The sequence below is a fragment of the Streptomyces sp. NPDC058157 genome (assembly GCF_042884105.1).
Taxonomy (GTDB): Bacteria; Actinomycetota; Actinomycetes; order Streptomycetales; family Streptomycetaceae; genus Streptomyces.
Map to the genome: position 1 here is coordinate 32,120 of NZ_JBHVUQ010000022.1, position 17,426 is coordinate 49,545.

The following is a 17,426-nucleotide window of genomic DNA, read 5'->3' on the forward strand; positions in this document are numbered from 1 at the left end:
GTCAACTCCCGCCGGGGTCCCCGCCCCTGGTGTGACGTCAGTGCTCGACGCCGTCCTGGAGCTCCTGCCCCTTCAGCAGGAACCAGGCCGCCACCGCGGTGGCGAGCAGGACGGCCGCGCCGACGCCGGAGGCGAGCCGCAGCCCGTCCACGAAGGCCTCCTGGGCCGCGCCGACCATGGTGTGGGCGGTCTGCGGGTCCACGGCCCGGGCGGCTTCGACGGCCCCGCCGAGGGACTCGTGGGCCGCGTCGGCCACCGGGCCCGGGACCGAGGCCGGGGCGGTGAAGCCCTGGTAGACGCCGGTGACGATGGAGCCGAGGAGGGCGATGCCGAGGGCGGCGCCGAGCTCGTAGGCGGTCTCGGAGACGGCCGAGGCCGAGCCGGCCTGCTCCTTGGGCACGCTGGAGAGGATCACGTCGGCGGTGACGGTGAAGGAGAAGCCGGCGCCGAGGCCGACGACGAGCAGGGAGGCCCCGAGCAGCGGGTAGCCGCTGTTCTGGTGGATCAGGGTGAGGGCGGCCAGCGCCAGGCCGATGGCGGCCAGACCGCCGGCCACGATGACCCGGACCGAGTAGCGGCGGGCGTACCGGCCGGCGACCAGGCCGGTGACGACCGCGCCGACGGCGGCGGGCAGTTCGGCCAGGCCCGCCTCCAGGGGGTCGCGGCCCTGGACCAGCTGGAGGAACTGGGAGAGGAAGAAGACCAGGCCGGAGAGGCCGAAGACGGTCAGCAGGTCGGCGAGGACCGCGCCGGAGAAGCCCCGGTGCTTGAACAGCCGCATGTCGAGCAGCGGCGAGGGCAGGGTGAACTGGCGGCGCACGAAGGCGTACAGGCAGCCCGCACCGATGACGGCGGCGACCGCGACGCCCCAGGTCACGCCGTGGGTGGCGACTTCCTTGACGGCGTAGACCACGCCGATGACGCCGACCAGGGAGAGCGCGACGCTGAACAGGTCCCAGGGACCGGCGACCGGGTTCTTGGACTCGGGGAGCAGCTTGACGCCGACGACGACCAGGACGGCCATCACGGGCAGGTTGATCAGGAAGACAGAGCCCCACCAGAAGTGCTGGAGCAGGGCTCCGCCGACGACCGGTCCGACGGCCGCGCCGGCGGAGGCGGTGGCGCCCCAGATGCCGATGGCGAGGCTGCGCTCCTTGGGGTCGTGGAAGATGTTGCGGATCAGCGCGAGGGTGGACGGCATCAGGGTGGCGCCGGCGACGCCGAGCAGCGCCCGGGCCACGATCATCATCTCGGGGCTGGTGGCGTAGGCGTTCAGGACGGAGACGGCCCCGAAGGCGGTGGCCCCGATCAGCAGCAGCTTCTTGCGGCCGATGCGGTCGCCGAGGGAGCCCATGGAGACGAGCAGGCCGGCGATGACGAAGGAGTAGATGTCGCCGATCCACAGCAGCTGGGTGCCGGACGGCTTGAGGTCCTCGCTGAGGGAGGGGGTGGCGAGGCCGAGGACGGTGGCGTCGACCGCGACCAGCAGTACGGCCAGGACGAGTACGGACAGGGCCAGCCAGCGTCCGCGGCTCCTCCCCTCCGCCCCCGTCTGCCGGTTCAGCTGTTCGGTTCTGGTCATCACTCCACACTCCGTCGTACGCCACCGAGCAGCAACTCGGTGATCATGAATTGGAAGTCCTTGGCCGCGACCCGGCCGTCCATGACGGCCCAGGCGCAGGATCCGACGAGGCCGTAGAGGGCCTCGGTGAGCCAGGCGGCGCTCAGGTCGATCCGGATGTCGCCCTCCCGCTGGCCGCGCCGGAAGAGGTCGCCGACGCGGGCGTCGAGGCGGGCCCAGCCCTCGTTGACCTGGTCGCCCTCGAACAGCTGGTTCTCGGTGACGAGGAAGGCCAGCAGCCGGGCGTCGGGCTCGGTCTCGGCGACGAGGCGGCGCAGCGCCTCCACGGCGGTGCCCTCGTCCAGGCGGGCCCGGTCGAAGGCGATCTCGAAGCAGCGGATGCCGAGTTCTTCGAGGGCCTTCACGAGGGCGTCGCGCCCGGCGAAGTGCCGGTGGAGGGTCGCCCGGCCGATTCCGGCGGCGCGGGCCACCTCGTCCATCGTCGCGGTCGATTTGCGGGAGAGCAGGGCCGCCGCGTCGCGGAGCACCTGGTCACGATCCATGGCCATGAGACAACCATACCTCAAATGAGACGTCAATGTCTCATTCCAAGGAAAAATCGGCTGCCGGACCGGCGGCCGGGGAGGAAAAGTACGCCCATGAAGCCACTGCTGCTGATCGACGTCGACGGACCGCTGAACCCCTACGCGGCCAAGGCCCAGCGCCGCCCCGAGGGCTACACCACCCACCGCATGCGCCCCACGGGCTTCACCGAGGGCAAGCCGCTGCGGGTCTGGCTCAACCCCGGCCACGGGACCGAACTGCTCGCGCTGGCCGACGCGTACGAGCTGGTCTGGGCCACCACCTGGAAGGACGAGGCCAACGACTGGATAGGCCCGCACCTGGGGCTGCCGCGACTGCCGTTCATCGACTGGCCGGTGATGCACGGCCGGGCGCCGCGCGGCACGTTCTGGAAGACGCAGTACGTCCTGGAGTACGCGGGCGCGCGGCCGTTCGCCTGGATCGACGACGACATCACGGCCATGGACCGCGAATACGTCCAGCAGCTCCACCCGGCGCACGCGCTGCTGATGTACGTGGACGAACGGATCGGCCTGACCCGGCCGGACTTCGACGCGCTGGCGGACTGGGCGGCGGCCCGGTGACCGTACGCCATTCGGTGACTACTCCCCGCATCCGCAGGCGTTGATGCGCAGCTTGATCATTTGGAGTGACCCGCTGCCGCCAGGGCTTTCGCCGCTGCCCCCGGAGCCGGGAGAGTCCTTCCCGGCGAGCCCTTCCCGGGGTGGGCCGCCCGCACAGGTCACCGCATTGCGCTCCATTGATTCCGCAGGGGAGATGTTCCATGAACGGATCGAAGAAGCTGGTCCTCGGGGCCGCCGCCGTGGCGCTCGCCGTCGGCGGCGCGGTCGCCGCGTCCACCGCGTCGGCCGAGCCGAGGCTCCCGTCCCAGTCCCTGGCCACCACCACGGCCTGGGCCAAGGTCACCGCAAACGGCCAGTTCCTCGGCGGCCAGGGCGTCACGGGCATCAACAAGTTCGGCATCGGCCGCTACAACATCAGCACCTCCTCCAGCCTGAACGGCTGCGCGCTGCTCGGCACGATCAACACCAACGGCGGCAACGACCCGGGCCCGGGCAGCTCCTCGATCCTGGTCGGCCAGGTGAACGGCAACACCCTCTTCATCCGCACCGCGACGCCGTCCGCCGGCGGCACCGCGGCAGTCGACAGCGACCGGCCGTTCTCGATCACCGTCGTCTGCTGATCCCCCGCACACGCCGGAGGGGCGGTACGGGCCCGCGTGGGTCCGTACCGCCCCTCCGGGCGTAGCGGCGTTCGACTACTGCTTGTGGACCGCCCAGGCATGCTGGATGACCAGGTCGGCCTTCAGCTCGGTGAGCTGGACCGCCACCGCCGACGGGGCGGTGCCGCCGCGGCCGTTGCGGGAGGCCAGGGCGCCGGGGACGTTGAGGACGGTGCGGACCTCGGGGGTCAGGTGCTCCGAGATCTTCGCGAACTGGGCGTCGGTGAGTTCGTCGAGCTCGATGCCCTCGGCCTCGCAGACCTTGACGCACTCGCCGGCCACCTCGTGCGCCACCCGGAAGGGGACGCCCTGCTTGACCAGCCACTCCGCGATGTCGGTCGCCAGGGAGAAGCCCGCCGGGGCCAGCTCCTCCATCCGCTCGCGGTGGACCGTGAGGGTGGCCATCATCCCGGTGAAGGCCGGGAGCAGGACCTCGAGGGTGTCGCAGGAGTCGAAGACGGGCTCCTTGTCCTCCTGGAGGTCGCGGTTGTAGGCCAGCGGCAGCGCCTTGAGCGTGGCCAGCAGGCCGGTCAGGTTGCCGATGAGGCGGCCCGACTTGCCGCGGGCGAGCTCCGCGATGTCCGGGTTCTTCTTCTGCGGCATGATCGAGGAGCCGGTGGAGAAGGCGTCGTGGAGGGTGACGAAGGAGAACTCCTTCGTGTTCCACAGGATGATCTCCTCGGCGATCCGGGAGAGGTTGATCCCGATCATCGCGGTGACGAAGGCGAACTCGGCGACGAAGTCGCGCGAGGCCGTGCCGTCGATCGAGTTGCCCACCGAGCCGCGCTCGAAGCCCAGGTCGGCGGCGACCGCCTCCGGGTCCAGGCCGAGCGAGGAACCGGCCAGGGCGCCCGAGCCGTACGGGGAGACGGCGGTGCGGGTGTCCCACTGGCGCAGCCGCTCGGCGTCCCGGGAGAGGGACTGCACGTGCGCGAGGACGTGGTGGGCGAAGAGGACGGGCTGGGCGTGCTGGAGGTGGGTCCGGCCCGGCATCGCCACGTCCGGGTGCGCCTCCGCCAGCCCGACGAGGGCGTCCTGGAGGTCGGCGACCAGGCCGCCGATGATCCGCGCGTGGTCGCGCAGGTACATCCGGAAGAGGGTGGCCACCTGGTCGTTGCGCGAGCGCCCGGCCCGCAGCTTGCCGCCGAGGTCGGGGCCGAGCCGCTCCAGCAGGCCCCGCTCCAGGGCGGTGTGCACGTCCTCGTCGGCGACGGTGCCCACGAAGGAGCCGTCGGCCACGTCGGCCTCCAGCCGGTCGAGGCCCGCGATCATGCGGTCGAGCTCCTCGGCCGTGAGCAGGCCCGCCTTGGCGAGCACGCGGGCGTGGGCGCGGGAGCCGGCGATGTCGTAGGGCGCCAGGCGCCAGTCGAAGTGGACCGACGCGGACAGCTTCGCGAGGGCCTCCGAAGGGCCGTCGGCGAACCGGCCGCCCCAGAGCCGGACGTCACCGTTGTTGCTGCTCACAGCTACTGCTCCTCATGAGGTGGAAGTGGCCGGCCTCCCCGCCGCGGAGGTTGCGGGGAGGCCGTCCGGGTACAGCGTCGAACGATTCAGGCGGGGTCGCGACGCGCGGCGGTCCACGGCAAGAACAAGCATAACTATGCATTGCTCCGTATGTTTCGTCAATCAAGCCCTTCCCCCACGGCGCTGACCAGGCCGTATATCGCGGGCGGGACCGTGGGCCACCGCCTACGATCGGGGGCGGATCCAGCAGGGGAGGGCGTATGTGGAGCGCGGCCGAGGACGCGGCCCGGGGGCGGAGCGTGGCCCGGGAGATGGTGTACGGGCACACCGCGCCGGTGGCCGGCCGGCTGCTCGGGAACGGGCCGGAGGCGTGGATCGCCTTCGACCGGGAGGTGCGCCGCCTCCAGCGGTTCCAGGGGGTGTCCGTCGACCGGCTGGAGGCGCGGCTGTGCCACCCCGACGGGCGGATCCGCGCGTCGGCGCTCGCCGCGTGGCGCAACCCGCCCGCGCAGCTCGTCCTGATCCGGTGCGCCGACTGGGCCCCGCCCGTGCGCGAGCGCGCCCGCCGGGTGCTGGGCCGGGTGCTGGCCCACCACCCGGTCCGCACCCGGGACCGGGCCCGCCGGGCGCTGAACCTGCCGGTGGCCGACGACCCCGCCCTCGCACTCGCGGCCCTCACCCCGCTCACGCTGCGGCTGGGCGGGCGCGAGCACGGCGGCTGGGCGGTGGAGCAGCTGGAGGCCGCCCTGGGCGGCCGGTACTCCTCCCTCGCCGCGTGGTGGCGCCCCGGGCTGCCCTCGACGACCTGGAGCTGGAACTCGCTGACGCCCGGGCAGCGCGGGGCGACGCTGGAGCGGCTGGGCCGGAGCACCGACCTGCCGACCCGCCGCTTCGCCGCCCGGGTGGCCCTCGCCGCCGGGCGGTACGGGGCGCGGGAGCTCGCCCGGCGGGCCGCCGCCGAGCCGGATCCGGTGGCCGCCCGGATGTGGACCGACGCCGCCCTGGCGGCGATGGCCGGGGACGGGCCGGACGACGGGACGGTCGACGCCCTGCTGGGCTCGCGCTTCCCGGCCGTCCGGGCCGCCGGGGTCACCGCCCTGCGCCGGGCCGGGCGGGCGGCGGAGGCCGACCGGTACCTCGCCGACCGGGCGGGATCGGTGCGCGCCTGCGCCCGCTGGCTGGTGCGCCAGGACGGCGGGGACCCGCACGCCCGCTACCGGGCGCTCCTCGCCGACCCGGGGCGGGTGAGCGGGTACGCGGTGGCGGGCTACTGCGAGGTGGCGGAGCCGATCGACCGGGCGCTGCTGCACGGCCTGCTGGCCCACCCCGCCGGACCGGTACGGGCAGCCGCCCTGGCCGGGCTCCGGCGGGCGGGCGCGGTCCTGGAGGACGGGCAGCTCCTGCCGCTGCTGGAGGACCCGTCGGCCCCGGTGGCCCGCGAGGCCGCGCTCCACCTGATGCCGGTGGCCCGGAGGCTGGACACGGCCGCGCTGGCCGCCCGTACCGGGCCCGAGTGGCGCCCGCACACCCGCAGGGCCGCCTTCCGGCTGCTGGAGGGCCGGGGCGGAAGTGCCGAACTGCGGGCTTCCGTGGCCCTGTTGGACGACTCCGACCTCGGCACGCGGCGCCGCGCACGGCAGCGGGTGGCCGGCTGGAACTGGCTCGCGACCCTGGACGAGGGCGCGGCGGCCCAGGCCGAGCTGGGCGGGCTGCTGGCGCGGGCGGCGGACCTGCTGGGCGTCCTCGAACTACGGCTGGCCCCCTCCCCCCGGAACCTCCCGCTCCGGGACTCCCGCCCCTGACCCCGCCATCCGGCCCACCCGACCCCACGCGGCGCGGGAGGCCGACGCGCCGGCCCCCGCACGGGCGGGCCCCCCAGTGGCCCCGCGCCGGTACACGCCCCGACGGGTGCGCCGGGCGGGTGGGACGACGCGGCTGCGCCGGGCGGACGCGCGCCGAGGGGTGCGCTCGCGCGGGCGGGCTCGTCCGATCGGGTTCCGTCGGTCTGTCCGCGCCGCCGCGGGCCCCGTCGGCCCCTACCGTCTGACCTGTGCTGCGCAACGCTCTCATCGCCGGGTCGCTGGTCCTCACCGGGCTGTGGCCGCACGGCCCCGGCCCGCTGCCCGAACGGCTCGCCGACACCGGCGGCGGCAGCCAGCTGATCACCGCCGTCGCCCCCGCGCCCGGGTCGACCACGGGCCTGCTGACCTGGTGGGACCGGCGCGCCGGCCACTGGTACGAGGCCGGGCGGGCGCCCGCGCGGTTCGGGGCGAACGGCCTGACCGAGGGGGCCACCCGGACCCAGGGCACGAACACCACCCCGGCCGGCCTGTACGACCTGCCGTACGCCTTCGGCACCGCCCGCGCCCCGGCCGGGACGGCGTACGCCTACCGGCGGGTGACGGACCGTTCGTGGTGGTGCCAGGACAACGCCTCCGCCGCCTACAACCGCTGGACGGAGCCGCTGCCCGCCGACTGCGCGCCGGGCGAGTCCGAGCACCTGGCCGCGTACGGGGAGCAGTACGCGCACGCGCTGGTCGTCGGCTTCAACTACGAGCACCCCGTACGCGGCCGGGGCGCGGGCATCTTCCTGCACGTGAACGGCAGGGGAGCCACCGCAGGCTGCGTCTCGGTGCCGGAGGGCGCGATGCGCGAGCTGCTGCGCTGGGCGAACCCGCGCCGCGCCCCGCACATCGCCATCGGTACCGAGGACGGCCCACTGGCCGTGACCCGGTACTGACGACAGGGCCTAGCCCTCCTTCTGCGCCAGGCGCAGCATGTGGTCGGCCAGGGCCTGGCCGCCGGAGGGGTCGCGGCTGATGAGCATCAGGGTGTCGTCGCCCGCGATGGTGCCGAGGACGGCGTGGAGTTCGGCCTGGTCGATGGCCGAGGCGAGGAACTGCGCCGCTCCCGGCGGCGTGCGCAGGACCACGAGGTTCGCGGAGGCCTCCGCCGAGATCAGCAACTCGCCGGAGAGGCGCCGCATGCGCTCCTCCTTCGCCGATTCGCCGAGCGGGGCCTGCGGGGTGCGGAAGCCACCCTCGCTGGGGACCGCGTAGATCAGCTCGCCGCCGGTGTTGCGGATCTTCACCGCGCCCAGCTCGTCGAGGTCGCGGGAGAGCGTCGCCTGGGTGACGCTCAGCCCGTCGTCGGCGAGCAGCTTGGCCAGCTGGCTCTGGGAGCGGACCGGCTGCCGGTTGAGGATGTCCACGATCCGGCGGTGGCGGGCGGTGCGGGTCTGCGGAACGGAGGGGCCGCCGTTCTGCTCGTGTTCCTGCGCCTGGCTCATCGTCGTCTCATTCTCCGGATCGTCCCGCTTCGTCGAGGATGCCGGGAAGTGCCCGGACGAACGCGTCCACCTCGGCCTCGGTGATGACGAACGGGGGCATCAGCCGTACCACGTCGGGGGCGGGCGCGTTGACCAGGAATCCGGCCTGCTGAGCCGCCAGCTGCACCTTCGGTGCGAGGGGCTCCGTCAAGACGATACCCAGCAGTAGACCCGAGCCGCGGACGTGGGAGACCAGCCCATGACCGGAAGCTTCGATTCCGGAGCGCAGCCGCTCGCCGCGGGCCTTGACCCGGTCGAGGAGTCCGTCGTTGGCGATGGTGTCGATCACCGCGAGGCCGGCGGCGCAGGCGACCGGGTTCCCGCCGAAGGTGGTGCCGTGCTGCCCCGGCCGCAGGAGCCCGGCGGTCGGGCCGAAAGCGGCGACGGCGCCGATGGGCAGGCCGCCGCCGAGGCCCTTGGCGAGGGTGACCAGGTCGGGGTCGACGCCCTCGTGCTGCTGGTACTCGAACCAGGTGCCGCAGCGGCCGATGCCGGTCTGGACCTCGTCGAGGGCGAGCAGGGTACCCGTGGCCCGGGTGATCTCGCGGGCGGCCGTCAGGTAGCCGGCGGGCGGGACGACCACGCCGTTCTCACCCTGGACCGGCTCGATGAGGACGAGGGCGGTCTCCTCGGTGACGGCGGCCCGCAGGGCCTCGACGTCGCCGTAGGGGACGTGGGTGACGTCGCCGGGCAGGGGCAGGAAGGGCTCCTGCTTCTTCGGCTGGCCGGTGAGGGCGAGGGCGCCCATGGTCCGGCCGTGGAAGCCGCCGTCGGTGGCGACCATGTGGGTCCGCCCGGTGAGCCGACCGATCTTGAAGACGGCCTCGACCGCCTCCGTACCGGAGTTGCAGAAGAAGACCCGGCCCTCGCGGCCGAACAGCTGGAGCAGCCGCTCGCCGAGGGCGAGGACCGGCTCAGAGGCGAAGAGGTTGGAGACGTGGCCCAGGGTCTTCACCTGCGTGGTGACGGCCCCGACGATCGCCGGGTGGGCGTGGCCGAGGGCGTTGACCGCGATGCCGCCGACGTAGTCGGTGTACTGCTTGCCGTCGGCGTCCCAGACCTGGGCCCCCTCGCCGCGCACCAGGGCCACCGCCGGGGTGCCGTAGTTGTCGGTGAGCGCGCCCTGCCAGCGGGCGGCGTACTCCTCGTTGTGCGTCACTGTGCTGCTCCCCCTTGCGGTGTTCCGGGCTGCGGGTCGGGCAGGACCATCGTGCCGATGCCCTGGTCGGTGAAGATCTCCAGCAGGATGGAGTGCGGGACGCGTCCGTCGAGGACGCGGGCCGTGGGGACGCCGCCGCGCACGGCGTGCAGGCAGCCCTCCATCTTGGGCACCATGCCGCTGGACAGCTCGGGCAGCAGCTTCTCCAGCTCGCTGACGGTGAGCCGGCTGATCACCTCGTCGCTGTTGGGCCAGTCCGCGTAGAGGCCCTCCACGTCGGTGAGGACCATCAGCGTCTCGGCGCCCAGCGCGGCGGCCAGGGCGGCGGCCGCGGTGTCGGCGTTGATGTTGTAGACGTGGCCGTCGTCGGCGCTGCGGGCGATGGAGGAGATGACCGGGATCCGGCCGTCCGCGAGGAGGGCCTCGATCGCCCCGGTGTCGATGGAGGTGATCTCCCCGACCCGGCCGATGTCGACGAGCTCGCCCTCGATCTCCGGCTTGTGCTGGGTGGCGGTGATGGTGTGGGCGTCCTCGCCGGTCATGCCGACGGCGAGCGGGCCGTGCTGGTTGAGCAGTCCGACCAGCTCGCGCTGGACCTGCCCGGCCAGCACCATCCGGACGATGTCCATCGCCTCGGGCGTGGTGACGCGCAGGCCCGCCTTGAACTCGCTGACCAGGCCCTCCTTGGCGAGCTGGGCCTTGATCTGCGGGCCGCCGCCGTGGACCACGACGGGCTTCAGGCCGGCCTGGCGCAGGAAGACCACGTCCTGGGCGAAGGCCGCCTTCAGGTCCTCGTCGATCATGGCGTTGCCGCCGAACTTGATGACGACGATCTTGCCGTTGTGGCGGGTGAGCCAGGGCAGGGCCTCGATGAGGGTCTGTGCCTTGGGCAGCGCGGTGTGCTTCCTCGCGGCGCTCATGAGGAGTACGCGCTGTTCTCGTGGACGTACTCGGCCGTCAGGTCGTTGGCCCAGACGACCGCCGACTCGGAGCCGGTGGACAGGTCCGCGGTGATGCGCACCTCGCGGTCCTTCATGGAGACCAGGTCGCGGTCCTCGCCGACCGAGCCGTTCCTGCAGACCCAGACGCCGTTGATGGCGACGTTCAGCCGGTCCGGGTCGAAGGCGGCCTTCGTGGTGCCGATGGCGGACAGCACCCGGCCCCAGTTGGGGTCCTCGCCGTGGATGGCGCACTTGAGCAGGTTGTTGCGGGCGATGGACCGGCCGACCTCGACCGCGTCCTCCTCGCTGGCCGCGCCGATCACCTCGATGCGGATGTCCTTGCTGGCGCCCTCGGCGTCGCCGATGAGCTGGCGGGCCAGGTCGTCGCAGACGGTGCGGACGGCGGCGGCGAAGTCCTCGTACGCCGGGGCCTGGCCGGAGGCGCCGGAGGCGAGCAGCAGGACGGTGTCGTTGGTGGACATGCAGCCGTCGGAGTCGACCCGGTCGAAGGTGGTACGGGTGGCGTCGCGCAGCGCCTTGTCGAGGGCGGCGGCGTCCAGGTCGGCGTCGGTGGTGAGGACGACGAGCATGGTGGCCAGGCCCGGGGCGAGCATGCCCGCGCCCTTGGCCATGCCGCCGACGGTCCAGCCGTCCTGGCCGGCCGTGGCCGTCTTGTGCACGGTGTCGGTGGTCTTGATGGCGATGGCCGCGGCCTCGCCGCCGTCGGCGGAGAGGGCGGCGGCGGCCGTCTCGACGCCGGGCAGCAGTTTGTCCATCGGGAGGAGGAGGCCGATCAGGCCGGTGGAGGCGACGGCGATCTCGCCGGCGTTGTGCTCGCCGCCGAGGACGGAGGCGACCTTCTCGGCGGTGGCGTGGGTGTCCTGGAAGCCCTTGGGGCCGGTGCAGGCGTTGGCGCCGCCGGAGTTGAGGACGACGGCGCTGACCGTGCCGCCGCGCAGGACCTGCTCGGACCAGCGGACCGGCGCGGCCTTGACGCGGTTGGAGGTGAACACGCCGGCGGCGGCCAGTCGCGGCCCGTTGTTGACCACGAGGGCCAGGTCGGGGTTGCCGTTCGCCTTGATCCCGGCGGCGATGCCCGCCGCCGTGAATCCCTGTGCTGCCGTGACGCTCACGGTGCCACTCCGATCGTGGAAAGTCCCGTCGCCTCGGGGAAGCCGAGGGCGATGTTCATGCTCTGCACCGCGCCGCCGGCGGTGCCCTTGGTCAGGTTGTCGATGGCGCTGATGGCGATGACCCGCTGCGCGGACTCGTCGTAGGCGACCTGGAGGTGTACGGAGTTGGAGCCGTACACCGCCTTGGTGGTCGGCCAGACGCCCTCGGGGAGCAGCTGGACGAAGGTCTCGTCCGCGTACGCCTTCTCGTAGGCGGCGCGCAGCGATTCGGCGGTGGTGCCGGGGCGGGCCTTGGCCGAGCAGGTGGCGAGGATGCCGCGCGGCATGGGCACGAGGGTGGGGGTGAAGGAGACGGAGACCTTCTCCCCGGCGAGGGGGGAGAGGTTCTGCACCATCTCGGGGGTGTGGCGGTGGACGCCGCCGACGCCGTAGGGGGTCACGGTGCCCATGACCTCGGAGCCGAGCAGGTGCGCCTTGAGGGCCTTGCCCGCGCCGGAGGTGCCGGTGGCGGCGACGACCACGGCGTCGGGCTCGGCGAGGCGCGCCTGGTAGGCGGGGTAGAGCGCGAGCGAGACGGCGGTGGGGAAGCAGCCGGGCACGGCGATGCGCCTGGTGCCGGCCAGGGCGGCCCGGGCGCCGGGGAGCTCGGGGAGGCCGTAGGGCCAGGTCCCGGCGTGCGGGGCGCCGTAGAAGCGGTCCCAGTCGGCGGAGTCCTTCAGCCGGTGGTCGGCGCCCATGTCGACGACGAGGACCTCGTCGCCGAGTTCGGCGGCGACGGCCGCGGACTGCCCGTGCGGCAGCGCGAGGAAGACGACGTCGTGGCCGGCGAGGACCTCGGCCGTGGTCGGCTCCAGGGTCCGGCCGGCGAGGGGGACCAGGTGCGGCTGCAGGCTGCCGAGGAGCTGTCCGGCGTTGGAGTGGCCGGTCAGCGCGCCGATCTCCACCTCGGGGTGGGAGAGCAGCAGGCGCAGGACCTCACCGCCCGCGTATCCGCTCGCCCCGGCCACCGCTACACGTACCACCATCGGACCCTCCTCTTCGATGGCATGACTATACGTAGCTATGCAGGTTTATGCAAAGCCCTACCGGGGTCCGTCCCCTCCACGGTCCCTCTCGTATCCGGCCCGTTCAAGCGGGTGCCCGTTCAGACGCCGGACGCGGGCTCCAGGGGGTGGCGGACCCAGACGTTCGGTTCCACGTAGACCGCGTAGTCGTGTTCCGGCTCGCAGTGGACGAGGCTCAGCGCGCCGGGCACGCGGACCTGCCCGGGCTCGTCGAAGGGCAGGCCGGTCCACGCCCGCCACTGGTCGAGGGAGCCGGTGACGGTCATCGACAGCGGGGCCACCGAGTCGATGACCGCCCCGGCCCGGATGTGGACCCGCAGCCACGGGTCATACGGGAGGCCGTCCTCGCGGGTGCGGTACGCGTACTCGGACATCGGGGTCTCGGGCTCGGCGGGCTTGCCGCTGGGCCGGACCGGGGCCACGACCTCCGCGAACCCGGCGGCCCGGGCGCCCTCGCGCATCGCGGCCAGCATCCGTCCGGAGAGCCCCTGACCCTGGCGGCCGGCGGCGACGGAGATCTCCAGGGCGCTGACGGTGTCGGGGCGCACCCCCCGCCGCAGGTCGGAGAAGGCCCACATCAGGACCCGGTCCCAGCCCTGGGCGGGCAGCGCCCCGCCGCGCCCGTCGCAGTGCAGCGCGAAGGGCACGCTGAAGGCCCGCGCCACGACCTCGTCGCCGTCGGTGGCGATGAACACGTACTCGGGGAACTCCGTGACCAGGCGCGGGTAGAGCAGCCAGGCCACGGAGTCGTGCTGGGTGAACACCGGCCAGGAGTCCCGCATGTCCCAGAGCCGGGCGGCCAGTTCGGGGCGGCGGGCGAGGGAGGTGATCACTGTCTCGGTCATGGGCGGCAGGCTAGGGGCGCGCCGCGGCCGCGTTCAACCGGGTTTGACCGCGCCGCAGCAGGTCAGGGCCAGAGCAGTCCCCCGCGCAGCCGCTGGACGGCCTCCACCAGCTCCCCGGGTCCGGAGACCCCGGCGAAGCTCATCCGGACGTACGCGGCCGGCGGCTCGGCGCAGAAGTACGGCCGGCCGGGCGCGACCGCGACCCCGGCGCGCAGGGCCGCCGCCGCGAACTCCGCGTCGTCGCCGCCGCCCGGGGGCCGGACCCACAGCTGGTAGCTCCCGCGCGGCAGGTGCGGCAGCTCCACCCCGGGCAGCTCGCGCCGCAGGGCCCCGGCGAGGACGTCGCGGCGGTGGCGCAGCTCGGCGGCGACGGCCCTCAGGTGGCGCGGCCAGGCGGGCGCGCCGACCAGTTCGAGGGCGGCCTCCTGGAGCGGGCGGGGTACGAAGAAGCTGTCCACCACCTGGATGGCGCGCAGCCGGTCCAGTACCGGGCCGCGGGCCGCGAGGGCGCCGACGCGCAGGCTGGGCGAGGTGGCCTTGGTCAGGGAGCGCACGTGGACGACGATGCCGTCGGCGTCCTCGGCGGCCAGGGCCGCGGGCAGCGGGCCGGCGTCCTCGTGGGCGAGGTTGCGGGCGTAGTCGTCCTCGATCACGAACGCCCCGGCGGCCCGGGCGATCCGCAGCACCTCGGGCCGCCGCTCGGCGGACAGCACGGCCCCGGTGGGGTTCTGGAACAGCGGCTGGCAGACGAAGACCCGCGCTCCGGTGGCCTCGAACGCGGCGGCCAGCAGCTCCGGCCGGACCCCGTCGGCGTCCGTCGGGACGGGCACCGGCCGGCAGCCGGAGGCGCGGGCGATGGCCAGCAGCCCGGGGTAGGTGGGCGACTCCACCAGGACGGGGGCACCCGGCGGGGCCAGCGCCCGCAGGGCGGTGGTCAGGGCGCTCTGCCCGCCGGCGGTGATCATCACGTCGGCGGCCCCCAGGGCCCCGACGGCGCCCCCGATCTCCCGGGCGAACCAGTCGCGCAGCTCGGGCAGCCCCTCCAGCGGGGGCCGCCCCCAGGCCCCGGGGCGGCGCCCGGCCCGGGCCAGGGCGGCGGCCATGGCGCGCTCGGGCTGGAGCGAGGGGTGGAGGTAGCCGCCGTTGAGCTCGATGACCCCGGGCGGGGTGGCGGCCAGCGAGGACAGCAGCCCGGAGGCGTCCACGGAGCGCGGGACCACCTCCCCGGCGCCCTCGGCGCTGAGGGAGACCTCCTGCCAGGAGGTGTCCCCGTGCGTGAGGCCGGAGGCGCGCGGGTGGGCGCGGTACGCACCGGCGCCCGGCCGGGTGACCACGAGCCCCTCGGCCGCGAGCTGCGCGAGGGCCCGGGAGACGGTGACGGGGCTGACGCGGAAGCGCTCGACCAGGGCCCGGCTCGACGGGAGCTTTCCACCTGCCGGGTAGCGGTCGAGCTCGGATCGGAGGGATTCCGCCAGTTCCGCCACACTGCTACGCTCATACATGACAGCACAGAATAGCGCTACTCGCCCGACCCCGATAGCAGTCCAGGTGGGGGGCCACAGCGCGGCCCGGGGAGAGGACCGCCGCGGCACCGCCCTCGCCCTCCTCGGGGTGGTGGCCTTCTCGCTGACCTTCCCCGCCACCGCCTGGGGCCTGGAGAGCTTCGGCCCCTGGTCGCTCGTGGCCCTGCGCAGCGCCCTGGCCGCGGTCGTCGCGGGCGGCTTCCTGCTCGCCGGGCGGGTCCCGCTGCCGGCCCGTACGCACTGGGCGGGGCTGGCCGTCGTCGCCGGCGGGGTGGTGGTGGGCTTCCCGCTGCTGACCACGCTCGCCCTGCGGACCTCCACCACCTCGCACGCCGCCGTCGTGGTGGGCCTGCTCCCGCTGACGACGGCCGCCCTGTCGGCCCTGCGCACCGGCACCCGGCCCCCGCGGGCCTTCTGGGCGGCGGCCGCCGCCGGGGCCCTGGTGGTCCTGGCCTTCACCCTGGCCCAGAGCGGCGGCGCCCCCTCCGCCGGGGACGCCTACCTGTTCGGGGCACTGCTGGTCTGCGCGGCCGGCTACACGGAGGGCGGCCGCCTGGCCCGGCTGATGCCGGGCTGGCAGGTGATCGGCTGGGCCCTGGTGCTGTGCCTGCCGCTCGCGCTGGCCGGCTCCGTGCTCGGGCTCGCGGCCGAGCCGGTACACCTGACCTGGCACGGAGCCGCCGGCCTGCTGTGGGCGGCGGCCGGCTCGACCTTCCTCGGGCTCTACGTCTGGTACCGCGGCATGGCCGCGATCGGGGCTCCCCGCGCCAGCCAGCTCCAGCTCGCCCAGCCCCTGCTGACCCTGGTCTGGTCGGTGGCGCTGCTGGGCGAGCGGCTGTCCCCGGCGACACCGCTGGCCGCCGGGGCGGTGCTGGTCTGCATCACCGTGACCCAACGGGTCAAATAGCCCTGGATCGGCCTAAACTACTGGCACCGGATCGGACCTGTTCCGAGGGAGGTCAGCAGATGCGAGCGACCGAGGGCGACCAGCTGGTGCAGCACGGCAGGATCGTGGGCCAGCACGACAGGGTGGGCGAGATCGTCGAGGTGCTGGGCGAGAACGGCGCGCCCCCGTACCGGGTGCACTTCCCGGACGGGCACGACGCCGTGATGTCCCCCGGGCCCGACTGCGTGGTACGCCACCCGGACCGGCCCGAGGGCACGTCCCCCACCTGGCGGTGAGCCGGCCGGCACCGGACCACCCCACACACGGGGCTGCCTGACGCCGGGTCAGCGCGGCGCCGCCACCGCCTGGTAGTGGTCGGCGACGACCCGGGCCATGGCACCGTTGGGGTCCGCGGCCACCTGCTTCGCCGAGAAGTAGACGTGGCCGCGGACCTCCGCGTACTTCTTCGCGAGGGTCAGGTGCTTCGACAGCTCCGCGGGATCGCGCCAGGCGGCCGTGGAGCTGTTCGCGTCGCAGCGGTACAGGGCCTCGCCCACGTACAGGTCCACGCCCGTGCCCGCGACGATCTTCGCCCACCAGGGGACGATCGCCGCGTAGTCCGCCTGCGGGTGGCCGATCTGCCAGTACGCCTGCGGCACGATGTAGTCCAGCCACCCCTGGGTGACCCACTTGCGGGTGTCCGCGTACAGGTCGTCGTACGTCTGCACGCCCGCCCGCGTCGGCGAGCCGAGCGGGTCGGTGCCCCGGTTGCGCCACACCGCGAACGGGCTGACGCCGAACCGGGCCGCCGGACGGACCTGCCGCAGCCGCTGCGACATCTCGGACACCAGGGTGTCGGTGTTGTGCCGGCGCCAGGCGGCGCGGGAGCCGAAGGAGGCGCCGTACTCCGCGTAGGCGTCGTCGTCGTCGAAGTACTCCCCCGCCACCGGATAGGGGTAGAAGTAGTCGTCCCAGTGCACCCCGTCCACCGGGTAGCGGGAGACGGCGTCGAGCATGGCCTCCTGCACGAAGGCCCGCACCTGGGGCAGCCCGGGGTTGTAGTAGAGCTTGCCGCCGTAGGGGACGACCCAGTCGGGGTTGCGGCGGGCCGGGTGCCCGGCGGACAGTCGCGAGGGGTCGGTGTGGTTGGCCACCCGGTACGGGTTGAACCAGGCGTGCAGCTCCAGCCCGCGGGCATGCGCCTCGGCGACCGCGGTGCCCAGCGGGTCCCAGCCCGGGTCCTTGCCCTGGGTCCCGGTCAGCCACTGCGACCAGGGCTCGCGCGCGGAGGGCCAGAAGGAGTCCGCGGCCGGCCGGACCTGGAGGACCACGGCGTTCAGCCGGCGCCGGACGGCGGTGTCGAGGAGCGCGGTGAGCTCGGCGCGCTGCGTGCGGGCGGCGAGGCCCGACGCGGAGGGCCAGTCCACGTTCTGTACGGTCGCGATCCACATCCCCCGGAACTCCCGGGCCGCCGCCCGGCCCGCTCCCCCGCGCCCTCCCGCCCGCGCGGGACCCGCGGCGGCCTCCGCCGGGCCCGCGCCCGTCGCCGCGGCCAGCACCCCCGCCGCCCCCGCCAGCAGCCCCCGCCGTCCGATGTACGCCATGTGACGACCCCGTTCCTCTCCGTGACTTCGCTCGACGAACGCCCAGCATGCCCGCCCCGCCCCGCCACGTGCGGGAAGTACGGGAGTAACGTC

Annotated in this window: 17 protein-coding genes; 6 read left to right on the forward strand and 11 right to left on the reverse strand. The window is 74.1% G+C overall.

The annotated features are described in order from the left end of the window. Positions 1-37: 37 nt before the first annotated feature. Both ACFVXK_RS08335 and ACFVXK_RS08340 read right to left on the reverse strand, forming a co-directional pair. Positions 38-1,582 carry an MFS transporter gene (locus tag ACFVXK_RS08335; RefSeq protein WP_389610721.1) on the reverse strand — a complete coding sequence of 515 codons (1,545 nt, stop codon included), beginning with the start codon at positions 1,580-1,582 and terminating at the stop codon, positions 38-40. After that, on the reverse strand, positions 1,582-2,130 hold the full coding sequence (locus tag ACFVXK_RS08340) for a TetR/AcrR family transcriptional regulator (protein ID WP_389610722.1): 549 nt from the start codon (positions 2,128-2,130) through the stop codon (positions 1,582-1,584). Before ACFVXK_RS08340 ends, ACFVXK_RS08335 begins: the two co-directional genes overlap by 1 nt. 90 nt (positions 2,131-2,220) lie before the next feature. Between ACFVXK_RS08340 and ACFVXK_RS08345 the strand changes: the two genes are divergently transcribed. Beyond that, positions 2,221-2,727 carry an HAD domain-containing protein gene (locus ACFVXK_RS08345; protein ID WP_389610723.1) on the forward strand — a complete coding sequence of 169 codons (507 nt, stop codon included), beginning with the start codon at positions 2,221-2,223 and terminating at the stop codon, positions 2,725-2,727. Positions 2,728-2,927: 200 nt separating this feature from the next. Then, positions 2,928-3,347, forward strand: a complete 420-nt coding sequence (locus ACFVXK_RS08350) for a hypothetical protein (protein ID WP_389610724.1) — start codon at positions 2,928-2,930, stop codon at positions 3,345-3,347. A gap of 75 nt (positions 3,348-3,422) precedes the next feature. On the opposite strand, the gene argH is transcribed toward ACFVXK_RS08350, so the two are convergent. Next, positions 3,423-4,850, reverse strand: coding sequence for an argininosuccinate lyase (argH, locus tag ACFVXK_RS08355; RefSeq protein WP_389610725.1), 1,428 nt, complete (start codon positions 4,848-4,850; stop codon positions 3,423-3,425). Positions 4,851-5,110: 260 nt separating this feature from the next. Between argH and ACFVXK_RS08360 the strand changes: the two genes are divergently transcribed. Both ACFVXK_RS08360 and ACFVXK_RS08365 read left to right on the forward strand, forming a co-directional pair. After that, positions 5,111-6,652 carry a hypothetical protein gene (locus ACFVXK_RS08360; RefSeq protein WP_389610726.1) on the forward strand — a complete coding sequence of 514 codons (1,542 nt, stop codon included), beginning with the start codon at positions 5,111-5,113 and terminating at the stop codon, positions 6,650-6,652. 251 nt (positions 6,653-6,903) lie between these two features. Continuing rightward, on the forward strand, positions 6,904-7,590 hold the full coding sequence (locus ACFVXK_RS08365) for a L,D-transpeptidase (RefSeq protein ID WP_389610748.1): 687 nt from the start codon (positions 6,904-6,906) through the stop codon (positions 7,588-7,590). Positions 7,591-7,599: 9 nt separating this feature from the next. Here the strand turns inward: ACFVXK_RS08365 and ACFVXK_RS08370 are convergent, their stop codons facing one another. The 7 genes from ACFVXK_RS08370 to ACFVXK_RS08400 form a co-directional block, all read right to left on the reverse strand. Then, positions 7,600-8,139, reverse strand: coding sequence for an arginine repressor (locus ACFVXK_RS08370; RefSeq protein WP_079425174.1), 540 nt, complete (start codon positions 8,137-8,139; stop codon positions 7,600-7,602). Positions 8,140-8,146: 7 nt separating this feature from the next. Further along, entirely contained in the window at positions 8,147-9,337 is a 1,191-nt protein-coding gene (locus ACFVXK_RS08375) for an acetylornithine transaminase (protein WP_389610727.1), read from the reverse strand. Next, positions 9,334-10,257 (reverse strand): acetylglutamate kinase, encoded by a 924-nt coding sequence (gene argB, locus ACFVXK_RS08380; protein WP_389610728.1) that lies wholly within the window; start codon positions 10,255-10,257, stop codon positions 9,334-9,336. The genes ACFVXK_RS08375 and argB overlap by 4 nt, the downstream gene beginning before the upstream one ends. Continuing rightward, positions 10,254-11,411 (reverse strand): bifunctional glutamate N-acetyltransferase/amino-acid acetyltransferase ArgJ, encoded by a 1,158-nt coding sequence (gene argJ / locus ACFVXK_RS08385; RefSeq protein ID WP_389610729.1) that lies wholly within the window; start codon positions 11,409-11,411, stop codon positions 10,254-10,256. The genes argB and argJ overlap by 4 nt, the downstream gene beginning before the upstream one ends. Continuing rightward, on the reverse strand, positions 11,408-12,436 hold the full coding sequence (gene argC, locus ACFVXK_RS08390) for an N-acetyl-gamma-glutamyl-phosphate reductase (protein ID WP_389610730.1): 1,029 nt from the start codon (positions 12,434-12,436) through the stop codon (positions 11,408-11,410). Before argC ends, argJ begins: the two co-directional genes overlap by 4 nt. 119 nt (positions 12,437-12,555) lie before the next feature. Then, complete coding sequence (locus tag ACFVXK_RS08395) at positions 12,556-13,320, reverse strand: N-acetyltransferase (protein ID WP_389610731.1); 765 nt, start codon at positions 13,318-13,320, stop codon at positions 12,556-12,558. 62 nt (positions 13,321-13,382) lie between these two features. Beyond that, entirely contained in the window at positions 13,383-14,822 is a 1,440-nt protein-coding gene (locus tag ACFVXK_RS08400; protein ID WP_389610732.1) for a PLP-dependent aminotransferase family protein, read from the reverse strand. Between ACFVXK_RS08400 and ACFVXK_RS08405 the strand changes: the two genes are divergently transcribed. Next, a complete protein-coding gene (locus ACFVXK_RS08405) occupies positions 14,821-15,750 on the forward strand; it encodes a DMT family transporter (protein ID WP_389610733.1) in 930 nt (309 codons plus the stop codon). The two genes, ACFVXK_RS08400 and ACFVXK_RS08405, sit on opposite strands and share 2 nt — an antisense overlap. 59 nt (positions 15,751-15,809) lie before the next feature. Then, positions 15,810-16,025, forward strand: a complete 216-nt coding sequence (locus tag ACFVXK_RS08410) for a DUF1918 domain-containing protein (RefSeq protein ID WP_389610734.1) — start codon at positions 15,810-15,812, stop codon at positions 16,023-16,025. Between the two features lie 48 nt (positions 16,026-16,073). On the opposite strand, the gene ACFVXK_RS08415 is transcribed toward ACFVXK_RS08410, so the two are convergent. Further along, on the reverse strand, positions 16,074-17,333 hold the full coding sequence (locus ACFVXK_RS08415) for a glycoside hydrolase family 10 protein (protein ID WP_389610735.1): 1,260 nt from the start codon (positions 17,331-17,333) through the stop codon (positions 16,074-16,076). Positions 17,334-17,426 lie beyond the last annotated feature (93 nt).

What these genes read in the sequence shown, in the direction of transcription:
- ACFVXK_RS08360 (WP_389610726.1), top strand. Translation starts at nt 5,111, where the DNA reads ATGTGGAGCGCGGCCGAGGACGCGGCCCGGGGGCGGAGCGTGGCCCGG.
- ACFVXK_RS08370 (WP_079425174.1), bottom strand. Translation starts at nt 8,139, where the DNA reads ATGAGCCAGGCGCAGGAACACGAGCAGAACGGCGGCCCCTCCGTTCCG.
- ACFVXK_RS08335 (WP_389610721.1), bottom strand. Translation starts at nt 1,582, where the DNA reads ATGACCAGAACCGAACAGCTGAACCGGCAGACGGGGGCGGAGGGGAGG.
- ACFVXK_RS08415 (WP_389610735.1), bottom strand. Translation starts at nt 17,333, where the DNA reads ATGGCGTACATCGGACGGCGGGGGCTGCTGGCGGGGGCGGCGGGGGTG.
- ACFVXK_RS08405 (WP_389610733.1), top strand. Translation starts at nt 14,821, where the DNA reads ATGACAGCACAGAATAGCGCTACTCGCCCGACCCCGATAGCAGTCCAG.
- ACFVXK_RS08340 (WP_389610722.1), bottom strand. Translation starts at nt 2,130, where the DNA reads ATGGCCATGGATCGTGACCAGGTGCTCCGCGACGCGGCGGCCCTGCTC.
- ACFVXK_RS08395 (WP_389610731.1), bottom strand. Translation starts at nt 13,320, where the DNA reads ATGACCGAGACAGTGATCACCTCCCTCGCCCGCCGCCCCGAACTGGCC.
- ACFVXK_RS08350 (WP_389610724.1), top strand. Translation starts at nt 2,928, where the DNA reads ATGAACGGATCGAAGAAGCTGGTCCTCGGGGCCGCCGCCGTGGCGCTC.
- argB (WP_389610728.1), bottom strand. Translation starts at nt 10,257, where the DNA reads ATGAGCGCCGCGAGGAAGCACACCGCGCTGCCCAAGGCACAGACCCTC.
- ACFVXK_RS08410 (WP_389610734.1), top strand. Translation starts at nt 15,810, where the DNA reads ATGCGAGCGACCGAGGGCGACCAGCTGGTGCAGCACGGCAGGATCGTG.
- ACFVXK_RS08400 (WP_389610732.1), bottom strand. Translation starts at nt 14,822, where the DNA reads ATGTATGAGCGTAGCAGTGTGGCGGAACTGGCGGAATCCCTCCGATCC.
- argC (WP_389610730.1), bottom strand. Translation starts at nt 12,436, where the DNA reads ATGGTGGTACGTGTAGCGGTGGCCGGGGCGAGCGGATACGCGGGCGGT.
- ACFVXK_RS08345 (WP_389610723.1), top strand. Translation starts at nt 2,221, where the DNA reads ATGAAGCCACTGCTGCTGATCGACGTCGACGGACCGCTGAACCCCTAC.